The 17215-nt window shown below is 72.1% G+C and carries 13 protein-coding genes; 10 read left to right on the top strand and 3 right to left on the bottom strand.

What is annotated here, in order from left to right:
• The first annotated feature begins 183 nt into the window (after nucleotides 1–183).
• From ORI60_RS22950 to ORI60_RS22935, 4 genes are read left to right on the top strand one after another with little or no spacing between them, the layout of a single operon-like run.
• Nucleotides 184–1794, top strand: coding sequence for an ABC-F family ATP-binding cassette domain-containing protein (locus tag ORI60_RS22950; protein ID WP_266039923.1), 1611 nt, complete (start codon nucleotides 184–186; stop codon nucleotides 1792–1794).
• On the top strand, nucleotides 1787–3379 hold the full coding sequence (locus tag ORI60_RS22945; RefSeq protein WP_266039922.1) for an ABC-F family ATP-binding cassette domain-containing protein: 1593 nt from the start codon (nucleotides 1787–1789) through the stop codon (nucleotides 3377–3379). The genes ORI60_RS22950 and ORI60_RS22945 overlap by 8 nt, the downstream gene beginning before the upstream one ends.
• A 16-nt stretch (nucleotides 3380–3395) precedes the next feature.
• Nucleotides 3396–4244: a hypothetical protein gene (locus ORI60_RS22940; RefSeq protein WP_266039920.1), complete on the top strand. Its 849-nt coding sequence runs from the start codon at nucleotides 3396–3398 to the stop codon at nucleotides 4242–4244.
• Nucleotides 4245–4293: 49 nt separating this feature from the next.
• Nucleotides 4294–5043: a DUF899 family protein gene (locus ORI60_RS22935; RefSeq protein WP_266039919.1), complete on the top strand. Its 750-nt coding sequence runs from the start codon at nucleotides 4294–4296 to the stop codon at nucleotides 5041–5043.
• Here ORI60_RS22935 and ORI60_RS22930 read toward each other — a convergent pair whose 3' ends face one another.
• Nucleotides 5044–5781: a class I SAM-dependent methyltransferase gene (locus tag ORI60_RS22930; RefSeq protein ID WP_266039918.1), complete on the bottom strand. Its 738-nt coding sequence runs from the start codon at nucleotides 5779–5781 to the stop codon at nucleotides 5044–5046.
• 371 nt (nucleotides 5782–6152) lie between these two features.
• Here ORI60_RS22930 and ORI60_RS22925 point away from each other — a divergent pair, with 371 nt between their 5' ends.
• Nucleotides 6153–7469: a cytochrome P450 gene (locus ORI60_RS22925; RefSeq protein ID WP_266039917.1), complete on the top strand. Its 1317-nt coding sequence runs from the start codon at nucleotides 6153–6155 to the stop codon at nucleotides 7467–7469.
• A 136-nt stretch (nucleotides 7470–7605) separates the two neighbouring features.
• The gene (locus ORI60_RS22920; protein WP_266039916.1) at nucleotides 7606–8532 is read left to right on the top strand and encodes a hypothetical protein; all 927 of its coding nucleotides are present in this window, start codon (nucleotides 7606–7608) and stop codon (nucleotides 8530–8532) included.
• A 48-nt stretch (nucleotides 8533–8580) separates the two neighbouring features.
• Here ORI60_RS22920 and ORI60_RS22915 read toward each other — a convergent pair whose 3' ends face one another.
• On the bottom strand, nucleotides 8581–11061 hold the full coding sequence (locus ORI60_RS22915) for an FtsX-like permease family protein (RefSeq protein WP_266039915.1): 2481 nt from the start codon (nucleotides 11059–11061) through the stop codon (nucleotides 8581–8583).
• Nucleotides 11062–11149: 88 nt separating this feature from the next.
• Complete coding sequence (locus tag ORI60_RS22910) at nucleotides 11150–11881, bottom strand: ABC transporter ATP-binding protein (protein ID WP_266039914.1); 732 nt, start codon at nucleotides 11879–11881, stop codon at nucleotides 11150–11152.
• 234 nt (nucleotides 11882–12115) lie between these two features.
• Here ORI60_RS22910 and ORI60_RS22905 point away from each other — a divergent pair, with 234 nt between their 5' ends.
• Genes ORI60_RS22905 through ORI60_RS22890 form a run of 4 tightly spaced genes read left to right on the top strand, consistent with a single transcriptional unit; the run spans nucleotide 12116 to nucleotide 16852 of the window.
• Nucleotides 12116–13492: a serine hydrolase domain-containing protein gene (locus tag ORI60_RS22905; RefSeq protein ID WP_266039913.1), complete on the top strand. Its 1377-nt coding sequence runs from the start codon at nucleotides 12116–12118 to the stop codon at nucleotides 13490–13492.
• Entirely contained in the window at nucleotides 13489–14340 is an 852-nt protein-coding gene (locus ORI60_RS22900; protein ID WP_266039912.1) for a serine hydrolase, read from the top strand. Before ORI60_RS22905 ends, ORI60_RS22900 begins: the two co-directional genes overlap by 4 nt.
• Entirely contained in the window at nucleotides 14337–15905 is a 1569-nt protein-coding gene (locus tag ORI60_RS22895; RefSeq protein ID WP_266039911.1) for an ABC transporter substrate-binding protein, read from the top strand. The genes ORI60_RS22900 and ORI60_RS22895 overlap by 4 nt, the downstream gene beginning before the upstream one ends.
• A complete protein-coding gene (locus ORI60_RS22890; protein WP_266039909.1) occupies nucleotides 15902–16852 on the top strand; it encodes an ABC transporter permease in 951 nt (316 codons plus the stop codon). Before ORI60_RS22895 ends, ORI60_RS22890 begins: the two co-directional genes overlap by 4 nt.
• Nucleotides 16853–17215 lie beyond the last annotated feature (363 nt).

The raw sequence follows: 17215 nt of genomic DNA, 5'->3' as shown, positions 1-17215 counted from the left end.
GCTACTGTGGAAGTGAGATCAACCGCCCTCGATGAGGAGCTCGACGTGCTGGTGGGTGAAGACGACATCTCAGGGTGAGCCCTGGATGTGACAGGCCATCGATCGCCGATGGCCGTTCAGTCGTCCCCTTTTTCCACACGCGCGATCGTTCCGCGCGCGGTACGTCTCAGAGGTCTCACACCCATGTCCGACGCATTCATCGTCGTGTCCTCCCTGTCCTTCTCCTGGCCGGACGACACCCCCGTGTTCGACGGCCTGTCCGTCTCGGTGCCGGGCGGGCGCACCGGTCTCGTCGCCCCGAACGGTGCCGGCAAGTCGACGCTGCTCAAGCTCGTCGCGGGCGCGCTCACGCCGTCCGAGGGCAGCGTGACCGTCGAAGGCGTCCTCGGCTACCTCCCGCAGGACCTGCCGCTCACCGCCGGGCTGACCGTGGCCGAGGTGCTCGGGGTCGCGGACGTGCTGCGCGCCATCGCGGCCGTCGAGTCCGGTGACGTCGCCGAGGAGCACTTCACCACCATCGGCACCGACTGGGACCTGGAGGAACGCACGCGCGCCCAGCTCGACCGGCTCGGCCTCGGCGACCTCGCGCTCGACCGGGTGCTCGGCACGCTGAGCGGCGGGCAGGTCATCTCGCTCGGGCTCGCGGCCCAGTTGCTGAAGCAGCCGGACGTGCTGCTGCTCGACGAGCCGACCAACAACCTCGACCTGGACGCCCGGCACCGCCTCTACGAGGTGCTGGACGACTGGCGCGGGTGCCTGCTCGTGGTGAGCCACGACCGGGCGCTGCTCGACCGGATGGACCGGATCGCCGAGCTCGACGGCGGCGAGATCCGCTTCCACGGCGGGAACTTCTCGTCCTACGAGGACGCGGTGGCGGCCGAGCGCGAGGCGGCCGAGAAGAACGTCCGCAGCGCCGAGCAGGAGGTCAAGCGCGAGAAGCGGGAGATGCAGCAGGCCCGCGAACGTGCCGCCCGCCGGGCGTCCACCGCACAGCGCAACCTCTCGAACGCGGGACTGCCGAAGATCTTCGCGGGCAACATGAAGCGCAACGCGGAGGTGTCGGCGGCCAAGGCGGACGGCACGCACGCGGCCCGGCTCGGCGCGGCCCGTTCGAAGCTCGACCAGGCCGAACGCGCGTTGAAGGACGAGCAGAGGATCAGTCTGGAGCTGCCGCAGACGGCGGTGCCGGCGGGCCGCACGCTGTTCCTCGGCGCGGACATCCGGGTGCGGGACCTGTTCTCCGGCCTGGACTTCGCCGTCCGGGGACCGGAACGCATCGCGCTCGCCGCCCCGAACGGCGCCGGCAAGTCCACGCTGCTGCGGGTGGTCCACGGTTCGCTGACGCCGGACAGCGGTGAGGTGAAGCGGGCCGACGGCCGGGTCGCCTACCTGTCCCAGCGGCTCGACCTGCTCGACGACTCCCGCACGGTGGCGGAGAACCTGGCCGCGTTCGCCCCGGCGATGCCCCCTGCCGAGCGGATGAACCTGCTGGCGCGCTTCCTGTTCCGCGGTGCCCGCGCGCACCTGCCGGTCGGGGTGCTGTCGGGCGGCGAGCGGCTGCGCGCCACGCTGGCGTGCGTCCTGTTCGCCGAACCCGCGCCGCAGCTGCTGTTGCTGGACGAACCGACGAACAACCTCGACCTGGTCAGCGCCGGCCAGCTGGAGAGCGCGCTGAACGCGTACCGGGGCGCGTTCGTCGTCGTCAGCCACGACGAACGGTTCCTGAGCGAGGTGAGGATCGACCGCCGGCTGCGCCTGGAGGGCGGCAGGCTGCTGGAGGTCGCAGGTGGCTGAGGCACTGGTCGCCACCGAGCTGGTGCGCGGGTTCGGTGGCCGGCGCGTGCTCGACGGGGTGTCGCTGACCGCGGCGCCCGGCCGGCGCATCGGGCTGATCGGCGAGAACGGCGCGGGCAAGTCGACGTTGCTGCGGCTGCTGGCGGGCGCCGACCAGCCCGACGGCGGCTCCGTCACCCGGCCGGCGGACCTGGGTTTCCTGCACCAGGAGATGCCGTTCCCGGACTCGGCGACCGTCGCCCAGGTCCTCGACGACGCGCTCGCCGAGGCACGGGAGGACCTGGCCGAGCTGGAACGGCTGGGCGCGCTGGTCGCCGATCCCGCGTACCTGGAGGAGTACTCGGAACGGCTGGAGCTCGCGCAGCGGCACGAGGCCTGGGACGCGGACCGCCGGGCCGCCGTCGTCCTCGACGGACTCGGGCTCGGCGAGGTGGCTCACGACCGCGCGCTCGGGTCGTTGTCCGGCGGTCAGCGGCGCCGTCTCGACCTGGCCGCGCTGGTGATCCGGCGGCCGGCGGCGTTGCTGCTGGACGAGCCCACGAACCACCTGGACGACGCCGCGGCCGCGTTCCTGGAGGAGCAGCTGCGAGCACTGCCCGGCATAGTCGTGCTGGCGAGCCACGACAGGGCGTTCCTCGACGCGGTGTGCACCGACCTGATCGACCTCGATCCGGCGGTGGACGGGCCGGTGCGGTTCGGCGGCACCTACAGCGAGTACCTGCGGCAGAAACGCGCCGACCGCGACCGCTGGGAACGCCGCTACGCCGAGGAGCAGGAGGAGCTGGCCGCCGTCCGCGACTCGCTCGGCCTGATCGCGGGCCGCGTCGCGCCGAACCGGGCCATGCGCGACAGCGACAAGATGGGCTACGGCGTGCGGGCGAACCGCGTGCAGAGCCAGATCTCCCGCCGCGTCCGCAACGCCACCCGGCGCCTGGAGGACCTGGAACGCCACGCCGTGCCCGCTCCCCCGCGCCCGCTGCGGTTCGCGCCGGACACGGTGGCGCTGCCGGCCGAGGACCTGGTGTCGTTGCGGAAGGTCCGGGTGCCCGGCCGCCTCGCGCTCGACCTCCTCGACGTGCGCGACGGCGACCGCCTGCTCGTGACCGGCCCGAACGGCGCGGGCAAGTCGACGTTGCTGCACGTGCTGGCCGGCCGCCTCCCGTCCGGGGGCGTGCGGCGGCAGGCCGGCGTCCGCGCTGGACTGCTCGACCAGGACACGTCGTTCGCGAACCCCCGGCTCACCGCACGAGCCACCTATGGCCGCGCGCTCGGTGCCGAACGCATCGCGCAGGTGCCGCTGGAGTCGTTGGGACTGCTGCACAAGTGGGACCTGGGCAAGCCGGTCGGCGCGTTGTCGGTGGGCCAGCGGCGGCGCCTCGCGCTGGCGCTGCTCGTGGCGGACCCACCGCACCTGCTGCTCCTCGACGAGCCGACCAACCACCTGTCGCCGACGCTGTGCGACGAGCTGGAGGACGCGCTGGGGCCGGGTCCGGGCGCGATCGTGCTCGCGAGCCACGACCGGTGGCTGCGGCACCGCTGGCGAGGTGCGCAGATCGGCCTAACTCGCTGGACAGGCTCCGGATGATGGTCCGGGGGTTGTCATGGTGGTGTTCGAGTGCGTGGCGTGCGGTGCGGCGCTGACCGTTCCGCTCAGCCAGGTCGACCGGCCCGACCACGAGCACCACGCGTGGGCGAACAGCACCGAATTCACGCCGTCGCTCCTCCCGCCGGGCACCTACGCCGCACAGGGCGACTTCCTCGTCGGGCCTGGGGACGTGCGAGGCCTGTTCTGGGTGGACGAACACCCCGAGGGCTGGTGCTGTGGCGTGAACGGCTCTGACCCGAACCTCGCCTGCGCGTGCGGGCAGCCGGTCGCGACACGGGTCGACGACTGTTCGTGGTGGCAGGTGGTGCGGTTCGAACCCGGCGCGGTCCGGGCCACTGGTGAGCCGGATCCGGTGCGGCCGTGGGAGGCGTTCGGCTGGGACAGCGTGCCGCTGACCGAGGGCGAGCTGTGGTGGCCCAGACGGGTGGGGATCGCGGCCGGGGCCGCGCTCGCGGGCGTGCTCCTCGCGGCGCGGAACGCGCCCGTGCTCGCCGCGGAAGGACCTGTCCACGACCTGTTCCAGAGCCATCTCGACGCGTGGCGGCCGCCGGGGCCACCTCCCCGGACCCTGGCGCTGGCCGGGCCGGGCCTTCGCGCTCAGGCCGATCTTCTGATGGTGCCCCGGCATCCGCAGACCGGCGAGCCCTGGCCCGTGCCGGGCACGCGCGTGCCGATCTCGGCCGAGCTGTGGCTCTGGCTGGCGAACGACAAGCCGCCGTACCTGCCGAGGACGGGCGGGCAGTGGGAGCGCTACTTCCGCCACGACCCGCTGCCGTGCCGTCCGGGAGAACTCTGGCTGGACGACAACGTCACGCGGCGTGTGATGTCGAACCCGCGGAACTAGCTTCGACGTGGTTGTGCAAGGACTCACCGCACACCACGGAGGACTGATCATGACCGGACGCCCGCCCGTCGCCGACCTCGCCACCTGGCAGCAGGCCCGCGACGCGCTGCTGGTCCGCGAGAAGGCCCACACCCGCGAGGGCGACGCCATCGCGGCCGAACGCCGGAAGCTGCCGATGGTCGAGTTCGACGGCAAGGTCGAGGTCGTCGGCGCCGAGGGGCCGGTGCCGTTCGTGGAGCTGTTCCAGGGACGCGACGAGCTCGTCGTCTACAAGCACATGTGGTGGGACGGCGCACCGCACCAGGGCCAGTGCGAGGGCTGCACCCACGTGCCGTGGCACTTCGACAACGCCGCCTACCTCAACGCGCGCGGGGTGTCGTTCGCGATGCTGACCACCGGCGCGTGGGACGAGGTGGCGCCGTTCGTGGAGTTCATGGGCTACACCCAGCCGTGGTACTCCGTGCGCGGAGTGGACGGTCCCGCCGGTGGCGACATGGGATACCTGACCAGCTACCTGCGCGACGGCGACCGCACGTTCCTCACCTACTCCACGACCGCGCGCGGCTGCGAGCGGGTCAACGGGTCGCTGGCGCTGCTCGACATGACCGTCCGCGGGCGCGGCGAGGTCTGGGAGCAGCACCCGGAGGGCTGGCCCGAGCCACGTCCGGCGGGGTGGTTCTGGCGGACGAACGCCGACGGCGACTCCAGCTGGGGCGAGGACAGCAGGCCCGTGCCGCAGTGGACCCGGCCGGGCGCGACGCCCGTGCGGACCCTGGGGCGGCAGGGCCACTGCCACTGATCAGCGGGGCCGGGTCGCGGTCGCGAGGACGCGGCGCTTGTGGTCGAAGGTCTCCAGGACGCTCCGCGCCTCCTTCCGCAGGGACTCCACCGCGGGGTCGCCGGGTGCGTCGGTGGCGAGGGCCCCCTCCCACATCCGCCTCTCCCGCTCCCGCCACTCCGGCCGGTCGGCCACCTCGACGTCGGTGAACCCGGCCTCGGGGAGCTGGCGGGCGAGGTCGATCTCGCGGATGCGGCGCCAGACGCGCTCGTCCCCGGGCTCGGCCGCCTGCCAGCAGGTGACGACGAGCCGTCCGCCTGGCCGCAGGACGCGCAGGCACTCGCGCAGCGCGTCCGGCTTGGACTCCGCGAACTGCAGGGAGTCGACGACCAGCACCGCGTCCACGGAGCCCGCACTCAGGCCGGTGGCGGTCAGCGTGCCGAGCCGGAAGTCGCCGCCGTCGCTGCGCTGCCTGGCCTGCCCGACGGCCACGGCGGAGAAGTCCACGCCGACCAGCCGGCACCCGGTGCGGCGCGCGATCTCCAGTCCGTACCCGCCCCGGCCGCACGCGAGGTCCAGCAGCACCCGGCCCTCCGCGAGGCGCAGCGCCGGCACGACCTCGTCGAGGCCCGCGCCGCCCAGCAGGCTGGTCGACTCGAGGCCCGGCGGGAGGCCGAGCGTCCGCCGCACCAGGTCGTCGGCCAGCGGTGAGGCGGCCCGATCGGCGTACCAGCGGTCGAAGTCCTCTGCACTCGTCACCGCGCAGACCCTGCCAGAGAGCGCGTGCGCGCCCGGCCGCTTTCGCCCGGTCCACTGTGGCGTGCTGCCGAGGCCGCACCGCCTGGCGGACGTCCGGGACCAGGGCTCGATCCGCCCGGGAAGAATCGCGCCAAGTACGCTCGTCCGCGTCGGGCAGGTCCAGGCACGCGGATTCGTCGTCAATGCTGACGCTCTGTTCCGTTCCGAACGCCCTGCGCATTTGTCCGCGCTGGTTCTGATCGACGTCTGGACCAAAGTATGACGGCGCGTTAGGCCCAGGTATGACGCGTGCGGGCGGTCACGTCGTTATTGTCCGTTCCGTTGGTCATCATCAACCCGTAACCCCTTTCCGCCGGAGGGACAGCCGCGTCATGTGGGAAGTTCTGCAGTCAGCGACCGACGTCCGGTCGCGCGTCACCGAGTGGATGGGGAAGCGGTTCCTCGCGCACCTCAGCAAGACCGGGTTCGACCTCGAGTCGTCCTGGTTCGTGCCGTCGCGCGTGCTCGCCCCGCTGCGGCGCAACGGCCTGGACCCCGTGCCCGAGCTGGCGCGGATGCAGGCCCACGGTCCGGTGACGCGGCTGCCGCTGCCGGTGACGGTGTGGCTGGTGACGGGCTACGAGGCGTCCAAGCAGGTGCTCGTGGACTCCGAGGCGTTCAGCAACGACTTCGGGCACCTGCGCGAGCTCGGCCTGTTCTCGGACGAGGCGCCGGGCGGACTGGGGTTCAGCGACCCGCCCGAGCACACGCGGCTGCGCAAGGTGCTGACGCCGGAGTTCACCATGCGCCGCCTCTCCCGGCTCGTGCCGCGGATCGAGGCGATCGTGGCCGACCAGCTCGACCTCATGTCCATGAAGGACGGTCCCGTCGACCTCGTCGAGCACTTCGCGATGACCGTGCCGGCGCTCACCATCTGCGAGCTGCTGGGCGTGCCCGCGAGTCAGCGCGAGGAGTTCCAGCGCCGCAGCGTCTCGCGGTTCGACCTCGGCGGCGCGGCCACGACGTCGCTGTCGGCCGTGTCCGAGTCGATCGTCTACTTCCGGGAGCTCGTGCGGGCCCAGCGGCTGGACCCGACCGACGGGCTGCTCGGCGAACTCGTCCGCAAGCACGGCGACGAGCTGGACGACGACGAGCTCGCGGGTCTCGCGGACGGCCTGCTCACCGGCGGGTTCGAGACGACGGCGAGCATGATCTCGCTCGGCACCCTCGCGCTGCTGCGCGACCCCGCCCTGCGCGAACAGGCGCTCGGCGACGAGAAGGCCGTGAACGGGCTGGTCGACGAGCTGCTGCGGCACCTGAGCGTCGTGTCGGTGGCGTTCCTGCGGATCGCGCGCCACGACATCGAGGTCGCCGGCACGAAGATCAAGGCGGGCGACATCGTGGCGTGCTCGCTGTCGCAGGCGAACCGCGACCCGAGCGCGTACCCGAGCCCCGACGTCATCGTGCCGGAGCGCGCCGCGGGTCAGCACCTCGCGTTCGGCTACGGCGCGCACCGCTGCATCGGCGCCGAGCTCGCGAAGATGGAGCTGCGCATCGCCTACCCGGCGCTCGTCAAGCGGTTCCCGGAGATGCGCCTCGCGGTCGCGCCGGGCGACCTGTCGTTCCGCAAGCTCTCGATCGTCTACGGGCTGCACTCGATGCCCATGCACCTCGGCGCGCAGCCCAGTCCGATCCAGCAGGTTCTTTAACGGAGTCGGGTGGGGGATGGCCTGATACACCCAACATTTCCCCGGTTGGGGTTGAGGGGCCATCCCTCATGCCTTCCGGATCGCGTTCGAACAGTCTTCACCTGCCAACGCATTCCGCGAACGGAAGGTAGAGACCATGATCCGCCAGGCCATCATCGCCGCCGCCACCCTCTCGACCATCGCCCTCCCGGCCGTCGCCGCCGCGGACCCGGTCATCGGCCAGCCCGCGCCGTGCGTGAAGATCGCCGACCTGGCGGGCGCGGACTTCTCGGTGAAGCAGTGCGGGATCAGCGACGTCGACCAGTACCGCGCGGGCCTGGAGAACAACGGTGGCTCCTACTGCGGCCCCAGCTCGCTCTACAACGTGCTGCACCACTGGGCGCACGAGCGGAACGCGCCGGTCGGGTGGCTGACCACGAAGGTCAAGAACCTCGACCCGAAGGACCCGGCCGACCACAACGTCATCACCAACTCCGTCGGCCGGATCGGCGTCGACGCGCAGTACACGAGCAAGGGCACGAAGCTCAGCAACCTGCGGACCGCGTGGACCATCGCGACCAAGCCCGCCCGTGACGCCGGCTGGAGCACCGCCACCGAGGGCATCAGCCCGCACGGGAACGCGGACTTCGGCGGGGACATGGCGAAGAAGCTGGCCCGCGGGCCGTTGCAGATGCTCTACGGCCGCTACACGGCCGGTCCGCAGAGCAGCCTGCAGCGCGGCGGCGGCCACCTCGTCACGGTGACGGCGGTCGAGGGGTCGTTCGGCGGCAACACCGTGCAGGTGCGCTACATGGACCCGGCCAAGGCGGCCGACCACGGCGTGGGCGACTACCTGAAGACGCAGTCCACCTACGCGACGGTCACCGCGACGCTGACGAAGAGGTCCGTCTACGAGTACATCCCGGTGACCGACAACCCGGACACCGACACCGACGAGAGCCTCACGCCGGGCACCTACCGCACGGTGACCCGCTGGCAGCTCACCACGCCGACCTCCACGCCGACCACCACGGTGCTGGTCGAGGGCTTCAACTGGTTCGACATGGCTCCGCCCGTGGGCTGATGACGACGCGAGAAAAGGCCACCCGGACCGGGTGGCCTTTTCTCGCGTTCACTCCCGCATGCCGATCGTGTCGATGGGTTTCGCCCGCAGCGACAACCGGGTGGACACCGCGATCGACACCAGGCCGAGCAGCGCGGCACCGGCGAGCGTGCCCAGGTAGACCAGGACCGACCCGGCGGGCACCGGGCTGCCGGTGAGGCCGAGGGAGAGCACGGCCAGCGGCACCGCCGCCACCAGCGACCCCAGCACGGCGGCCAGTCCGACCGTCAGCAGCGCCTCGGTGCGCATCATCCGGACGATCTGACGGCGTCCGGTGCCGACCAGCCGCAGCAGGGCGAACTCGCGGCGGCGTGCGGCCGTGGACATCACCAGCGTGTTCGACACGGAGATCGCGACGTAGCCGAGGATCACGCCGACCGCGACCAGGTTGAGCAGGAACTGGGTCCGCTCGGTGCTCCGGTCCTGCGCGGCCACCCGCTCGGTCACCCGCAGGCCCGGGTAGCGGCTGGTCAGGTCCTTGAGAGCGGTGACGTCCGCGCCCTTGACGAGCACTGCGCTGTCCACGCCGGCCGTGGTGTGGGCGCGGGCGTCGGCGGCCGAGAGCACGTAGTCGCCGAACGCGAGGTCGTGCTCGTAGGTCGCGACGACCTTCAGGTTCGCCTGCTGACCGTCCGCGAACCAGAACTCCACGGTGTCGCCGATCTTCTTGTCCTCCCACGAGGCGTGCGCGTCGCTCAGCGCGACCGTGCCCGTCCGGAGGTCGTCCAGGCTGCCGGACACGACGCCGAGGTCGACCATGCCGCTCGCGGTGGCGTCGAGGCCGTTGGCCTGACGGCTCTGCACCTCGACGCCGTCACCCGTCCTGCTCGCGGTGATCACCTGCGTGCGCACCAGCGACGTGGCCGTCCCGCCCGGGATCTGCCGGACGACCTCGGCGGGCACGCCCGTGCCACCGCTGATCACGTGGTCGGCGGTGATGGACCGCTCGGTCTGCTGGTGCACGGCGGCCGTGAGCGTCGTCTGGCTGTAGTAGTTCACCACCGCGAACCCGATGGCGAGCATCAGCGGCGTCACCGCGGCCGCGAGCCTGCGCGAGTTCTTCAGCACGTTCGCCGAGGCCAGGTAACCGCTCACACCGGACGACCTGGCGAGCACCGGCGCGATCACCCGGACCGCCGCACCGATCACCCTCGGTCCGGTGAGCGCCAGCCCGATGATCAGCACGAGAGCCGCCGACACCGCGATCGCCGCGCCGATCTGCCCGCCGACGACGACCGGCACGACCGTTGCGCCGAGGCCGGCCACGGTCAGGACCCACCCGATGGCCAGCCGGATCCTGCCGACGTCCCGCTTCTGCACCGCGGCCTCGCCCAGCGCCTCGACGGGGTTGATCGACGACGGCCTGCGCGACGCGCTCCAGGCGGCGAGGCGTGCCGCGCCCACGCCGATCAGCAGCGCCGCCACCAGCGGGATCGGGCTGATCGAGAGGGCGAAGTCGTCCGGCACCACGCCGATCCGCGCGAACGCGGCCCGGAGCCCCTGGCTGACCACGATGCCGAGCAGGCTGCCGATCACGCCGGCGATCACCGAGACGACCGTCGTCTCGACGCCGATGAGCTTGCGGACCTGCCGCGGCGTCGCGCCGACGGCCCGCAGCAGGGCGAACTCGCGGCGGCGTTGCTCGACGGTCAGGGCGAGGGTGCTGGCCACGACGAAGATCGCGACCAGGATCGCGTACCCGCCGAACGAGCCGGCCAGGATCGTGAGGATCGACTTGGTCCGGCTGACGTCGTCGAACTCGGCGGCGCTGCGGTCGGCGCCGGACGACACCGTGACGTGGTCGTTCGCGAGGACCTTCTCGACCTGCCGGGCGTCGGCGCCCAGCACGCCGATGGCGCTCACCTGGCCGGAGCGCCCGAACAGCGCGGCCGCCTCGGTCTCGCTGAAGAACACCGAGGCCTGGCGCGCCCGTCCCGCCGCCTCGGCGACCCCGGCCACGCGGTAGGTCTCGGGCACGGAACGGGTCATGATCCTGACCTCGCCACCCGCGCCGACACCGGCCTCGGCCGCCAGTGCCGAGTCCAGGACCACCTCGCCCCGCTTCGGCGCCGTGCCCTCCTTCAGCGTGAACGGCGCCAGCACGGCGGAGTCCCAGTTGTGGCCGAACGACGGCTTGCTCGCGAGCGGCTGCCCGTCCTGGCCCACCACCACGGCGGGGAAGGTCTGCTCGGCGACGGCCCGCGCACCCGGCACCGCGGCGATCTTGGCGACCAGCGCCGCGGGAAGGGCAGGCTGCTCGGCGGCGTGTTCGAACGCCATGACGTCGCCGCCGGGAGGCCGCACGATCCGGTCACCGGTGACGACCACGTCGGCGGCCGCGTAACGCTGGGTCGGCACGCCGCCGCGCAGGCCCGACTCCATCAGGATCCCGCAGGCCGCGACGAGCGCGGTGCCGCACAGGATGGCGACGAACGCGCCGATGAACCCGCCCGTGCGCGCCTTCACGGTCTGCCAGGCCAGGCTCAGCACCGCCGATCACTCCCCACGACTCGTGACGCGATCGCCAGCACGACGACCAGCAGTTCCACGCTCAGGACCTGTCCGAACTGGTTCACGCTCACCACTCCCCCAGGTGCGTCATGCGCTCCGCCACGCGCTCCGGCGTCGGGCCGACGAGCTCGCCCGCGAGCCGTCCGTCCGCCAGGAACAGCACGCTGTGCGCGGCCGAAGCGGCGACCGGGTCGTGCGTCACCATCAGGACCGTCTGCCCCATCTCGTCCACAATGGACCGGAGCAGCGTCAGCACCTGGTGCGCGGTCCTGGAGTCCAGCGCGCCGGTCGGTTCGTCGGCCAGCACCACCTCGGGCCGGGCCACCAGCGCGCGGGCGATCGCGACACGTTGCTGCTGGCCTCCGGACAGCTCGGCCGGGAGCCGGTCGAGCCGTCCGTCGAGCCCGACCCTGCCGACGACCTCCCGCAGCCACCCGCGGTCCGCCGTGCGTCCGGCGAGGCGCAGCGGCAGGGTGACGTTCTGCTCGACGGTCAGCGACGGCAGCAGGTTGTAGGCCTGGAAGACGAACCCGATCCGGTCCCGCCGCACCTTCGTCAGCGCGGCCTCCTTCAGGCCGCCGAGGTCGGTGTCACCGAGCAGCACACGCCCGGACGTCGGCCGGTCCATGCCCGACGCGCAGTGCAGGAAGGTGCTCTTGCCCGAGCCGGACGGTCCCATCACGGCGGTGAACGTGCCCCGCCGGATGCCGACGGTGACCTCGTCCAGCGCGGTGACGGCACCACCCCCGGAGCCGTACACCTTCCGCACCGCCTGCAGCGACAGCGCGTCTGCACTCATCACGTTCTCCTTGGCTCTCAACGACTTCTGAGCAAGAACGTAGTTCTGCGAGGCGGGGCGGAACGATCACGCAGGCTGCCGGGAACGAGGTGGAGCAGGCTCCACCCCCGCACCGGTTCGTCGGCGCGGACAGATCGGGGAGGTCAGATTCGTCGGCTCCGACGAGGTGGCGGTGAGGGCGCCGAACCTAGCGTTGGCCGTGACCGGAGTCACGTCGACCTGGATGGGGCGCGGATGTCCAAGCTCAACGAGATCAACGACTGGCTGCAGGAGAACCTCCCGCGGCTGGTGGCCGAGCACGGGGTGCCCGGGGCGGCGGTGGCCGTCACCGTCGGCGACGAGGTGGCCGAGGCTGCGGCGGGGGTGCTCAACAAGAACACCGGGGTCGAGACGACGACCGACTCGCTGTTCCAGATCGGGTCGATCACCAAGGTCTGGACGACGACGCTCGCGATGCAGCTGGTCGACGAGGACCTGCTGGACCTCGACGCGCCCGTCCGCGACTACCTGCCGGAGTTCCGGATCGCCGACGAGGACGCCGCCGCGCGGATCACGGTGCGGCAGCTGATGAACCACACGTCCGGCTTCGAAGGCGACCTCTTCACCGACACCGGCCGCGGTGACGACTGCGTGGAGAAGTACGTCGCCACGTTGCACGACACGCCTCAACTCTTCGCTCCCGGCGAGATGTTCAGCTACAACAACGCGGGCTACTGCGTGCTCGGCCGGATCGTGGAGGTGATGCGCGGCAAGTCCTACGACGACTGCCTGCGCGAGCACCTGTTCGCCCCGCTCGGCCTGACCCACGCCGCCGCCGACGCCTACGAGGCGATCCTGCACCGCGCCGCCGCCGGGCACCTCACCCACGACGAGGCCGCCGGGCCGCAGACGGCGCCGGTCTGGGCACTGGTGCGGTCGAACGCCCCGGCCGGGTCGATGCTCGCGATGAGTCCTCGCGACCTGCTGAAGTTCGCGCGCATGCACATGAACGACGGTGCCGGGGTGCTGTCGCCGGACAGCGTCGCGGCCATGCGGCAGGTCCAGGTGCAGGTGCCCGACCTCGCGTTGATGGGGGACGCCTGGGGTCTGGGCTGGGAGCTGTTCCACTATCCGCAGGCGACGGTCATCGGGCACGACGGCGGCACGATCGGGCAGAACGCCTTCCTGCGCCTGGTTCCCGAGCACGGCGTCGCCGTCGCGTTGCTGACCAACGGCGGCAAGACGATCGACCTGTACCAGGCGATCTTCCGGCACGTGCTGCGCGAGCTCACCGGCGTCGAGCTGCCCGCGATGCCCGAGCCCGCCGCGGAACCCCCGGAGGTCGACGGTGAGCGGTTCACCGGCGTGTACGTCTCGGCGGTCGGCGAGCGCGTGGTCACCCAGGACGAGGACGGCCGGATCTGGATGGAGGTCATCCCGAAGGGGATCATGGCCGAGCTGAGCCCGGAGTCCGCCGGCAAGACGGAGCTGGTGCCGTGGCGCGACGACACGCTCGTCGCCGCCGAACCCGTCATGGGCATCCACATGCCGCACGCGTTCGTCGGTGACGACGGGAACGGGCGGGCGCTGTTCCTGCACACCGGCCGCGCGGACCGCCGGGTCGTCCGGTGATCGCCGAGGCCTTCGCCGAAGCGGGCGTGGAGGGTTTCGTCCACGCCCGCGAGATCGGGGTGAACGGCCCGGAGGCCGGGCACGGCGCCGACGAGCAGGTCGTGCTGGCGTCGGTGTTCAAGATCCCGGTCGCCGTGGCCTACGCGGCCGAGGTGGCGGCGGGACGGCTCGACGAGACCGCGCGGACGCGCGTCACGCCCCGCTACCGCATCGGCGGGATCGGCACGGCCGGGTGCCGCGACGACGCCGAGATGAGCTGGCGCGACCTGGCGCTGTTCATGATGACCATGAGCGACAACGCCGCGACGGACGTCATCTTCCACCGCGTCGGGCAGGCCGCCGTCGACGCCGTGGTGGCAGGGCTGCCGCGGACCCGGATCCTGGGCTGCTGCGAGGACCTCTTCGCCTCGGTGGTCGCGGACCTCGGCACCGAGGACGTCGAGGAGGCGATGACGGACCCCGCCGTGGTCCCGAAGCTGTCCATTGTGGACCCGGAGCGCACCACCTCCTCGACGCCGCGGGAGATCACGACGTTGCTCGACGCGATCTGGACCGACCGCGCCGCCGCACCCGAGGCGTGCGAACGAGTCCGGGCGATCATGGCCCAGCAGATCTGGCCGCACCGGCTCGCGTCGGGCTTCCCCGCCGACGTCCGCGTCGCCGCCAAGACCGGCACGCTGCCGAGCGTCCGCAACGAAGCCGGCGTCGTCACCTACCCCGACGGCCGCAGCTACGCCGTCGCGGTGTTCACCCGCTCGCAGTCGCTCGACCTGCGCAACCCCAGCGCCGACGCGGTGATCGGCCGCGCCGGGCGCCTCGCCGTCGACCAAGTCCGGAGGACCTCATGAAGCGTGCGGTGGCCCTGTTGGCGGCCGTTGCCCTGGCCGGGTGCGGAACCTCGGCGAACTCCGGTGGCCAGAACCTGGCCGAGGGCGGGACTTTCACGATGTCCGTCGGTGCGGATCCGGGCTCGCTCGATCCCGCGCTGACCGTCCTGTCGGTGGCACGGCAGGTTGGGCGGTTCCTCTACGGCAGGCTGGTCGAACGCACGTCCAGCGGCGAGATCGTGGCCGGTCTCGCCGAGAAGTGGGACGCCACCGTCACCACGGCGACCTTCACGCTGCGCCAAGGCATCACGTGCGCCGACGGCGCGCCGCTGACCGCCGCGGACGTCGCCGCGAACATCACCTTCGTCGGCGACCCGAAGAACAACTCGCCGCTGGCCGGGCTCCAGGTCGCCCCCGGCACGTCGGCCACGGCGGACGAGGCGACGCGCACCGTCACCGTGACCAGCGGCGCGCCCGACGCGTTCCTGCTGACCAACGTCGGCACGCTGCCGATCGTGTGCGCCAAGGGCCTGAGCGACCGCGCGTTGCTCGCCAAGGGCGAGCAGGGCACCGGCATGTTCACGATCTCGGAGATCGTGCCCAACGACCACTACACCCTGACGCGCCGCAAGGACTTCGCGTGGGGCCCCGGCGACTGGCAGAAGGACCAGCAGGGCCTGCCGGACAAGGTCGTCGTCCGGGTGATCGCCAACGAGACGACCGCCGTGAACCTGCTGCTGTCCGGTCAGCTCAGCGCCGCGACCGTGGCCGGCCCCGACCAGGAACGCCTGTTCGGCCAGAAGCTCGACCACGTCGACACCGCGACCCCGCTGGGCACGCTGTGGTTCAACCAGGCGGCAGGCCATCCCGGCCAGGACCCCGCCGTCCGGCGCGCGCTGGTCCAGTCGCTCGACCTCGCCCAGGTCGGCAAGGTGCTGACCAACGGCAAGGGCAGGCCGTCCAAGAGCCTCGTGACCGTGGAACCGCGTCCCTGCACCGGCGACAACGTCACGCCGCACCTGCCGAAGTTCGACAAGGCGGCCGCCGCCGGTGCGCTGGACTCGGCGGGGTGGCGTGCCGGATCGGACGGCGTGCGGTCGAAGGACGGCACACAGCTGTCGGTCAAGCTGCTACAGCCGACCGTCCTCGGCCCGACGCTGACCTCGGCCGCCGAGCTGATCCAGCAGGCGTGGCAGGCGATCGGTGTGCGGGTGGAGATCCAGCCCGTCGACGCGGCCGGCATCAACCAGACGTTGTTCGGCACCGGCGCGTGGGACGTGTCGATGGCGCCGGTGACGTTGTCGCTGCCGAGCCAGCTCGTCCCGTTCTCGTCCGGCCCGGTGCCGCCGCAGGGCGTGAACTTCGCCCACGTCACCAACGCGGAGTTCGCCGCCGAGTCGAAGCAGGCCGCGTCACTGGCCGGCGCGCAGGGGTGCGAGCACTGGGGCAAGGCCGAGGCCGCCCTGGTCCGCGACGCCGGACTCGTGCCGTACTTCGACGCCGTCGTGCCGACGTTCGTCAAGGGCGCGAAGTTCACCATCAGCGACAGCGTCGACCCGGCCTCGATCCGGATGCTCAGCTCATGACCACTGGCTGGGTCCCGTTCGCGCGGCGGCGGGCGCTGCGCTTCCTGACCTCGCTGTGGGTGCTGGTGACCGCGGCCTTCCTGATGATCCACCTGATCCCGGGCGACCCGGTCCGCGAGTCACTGGGCATGACCGCACCACCGGACCTCGTCGCCTCCCGCCGCGCCTCCCTGGGTCTCGACGACCCGTTGCTCGTGCAGTACTGGCACTACCTCGGAGGCCTGTTCCGCGGCGAGTTCGGCACGTCGCTGATCAGCGGCACGCCGGTCGCGTCGCTGATCGGCGACCGGCTGCCCGCCACCGTGCAGCTGGCGGTGCTCGCCTTCCTGGTGGTCATCGCCGTGGCGGTGCCGGTGGGCGTCGTGATGGCCGTCCTGACGAAGGGCGGCCGCCGGCGCGGCGGCGAGCTGGCGTTCACGTCGACGAGCGTCGTGCTGGCCGCGATCCCGGAGTTCCTGCTCGCCGTGGGACTCGTGAGCCTCTTCGCCGTGCAGCTCGGCCTGTTCCCCGTGGCGGGCAACGACGCCGCCGGCTCGTGGGTGCTGCCGGTGCTGGCCCTCGCGACCGGCCCTGCCGCGGTGCTCGCCCGGATCGTCCGGGTGGAGCTGCTTTCCGTGCTGGGCAACGACTACGTGCGAACCGCACGGGCGAAGCGCCTGCCGGCGCGGCTGGTGTACGTGCGGCACGCGCTGCCCAACGCCGTCACCGCGACCCTGACCCTGGGCGGCATGATGCTCGCCGCCCTCGTCGCGGGGACCGTGCTGGTGGAGAACGTGTTCGCGTGGCCGGGACTGGGGTCGACCATCGTCGGCTCCATCCAGCAGAAGGACTACCCGGCCGTGCAGGGCATCGTGCTGGTGTACGGGGCCGGGGTGCTGCTGGTCAACCTGGTGGTGGACGTGGTGCTGGCACTGCTGGATCCGCGTTCGACGATCAGGGAGGCGTGATGGGCCCGGCCTTCCGCTCGCACACGGCTGTCGGAGACGCGTTCGCCGCTCGGCTCCGGCCCAGTCCGCCGCGGTCGGCGGACGGGGAGGCGTGCGGCGCTCCTCGCACGCTCACCTCGCGGCAGCCCTCGCGCAGAGAGGCGGACAGCGTCCCCCGCCCCCTCCCGGCTGCCGGAAATGCCTTCGCAGCTCGGCTCCGGCCGCAGCCGGCGGAAGGAAAGGCGTGCGGCGCCCCTCGCACGCCCACCCCGCCCCAGCCCACGCAGGGAGAGACGCACAGCGCTCCCAGCCTCACCCACCCGCACCCGGCGCTCGCCGCTCAGCTCCGGCCCACCCGTCCGCACCCGGCTGCCGGAAGTGCGT

The organism is Lentzea sp. NEAU-D7 (assembly GCF_026242055.1).
Lineage (GTDB): Bacteria > Actinomycetota > Actinomycetes > Mycobacteriales > Pseudonocardiaceae > Lentzea.
The sequence above is the reverse complement of the archived record's forward strand: the minus strand, read 5'-3'. Positions and strand labels throughout refer to the sequence as shown.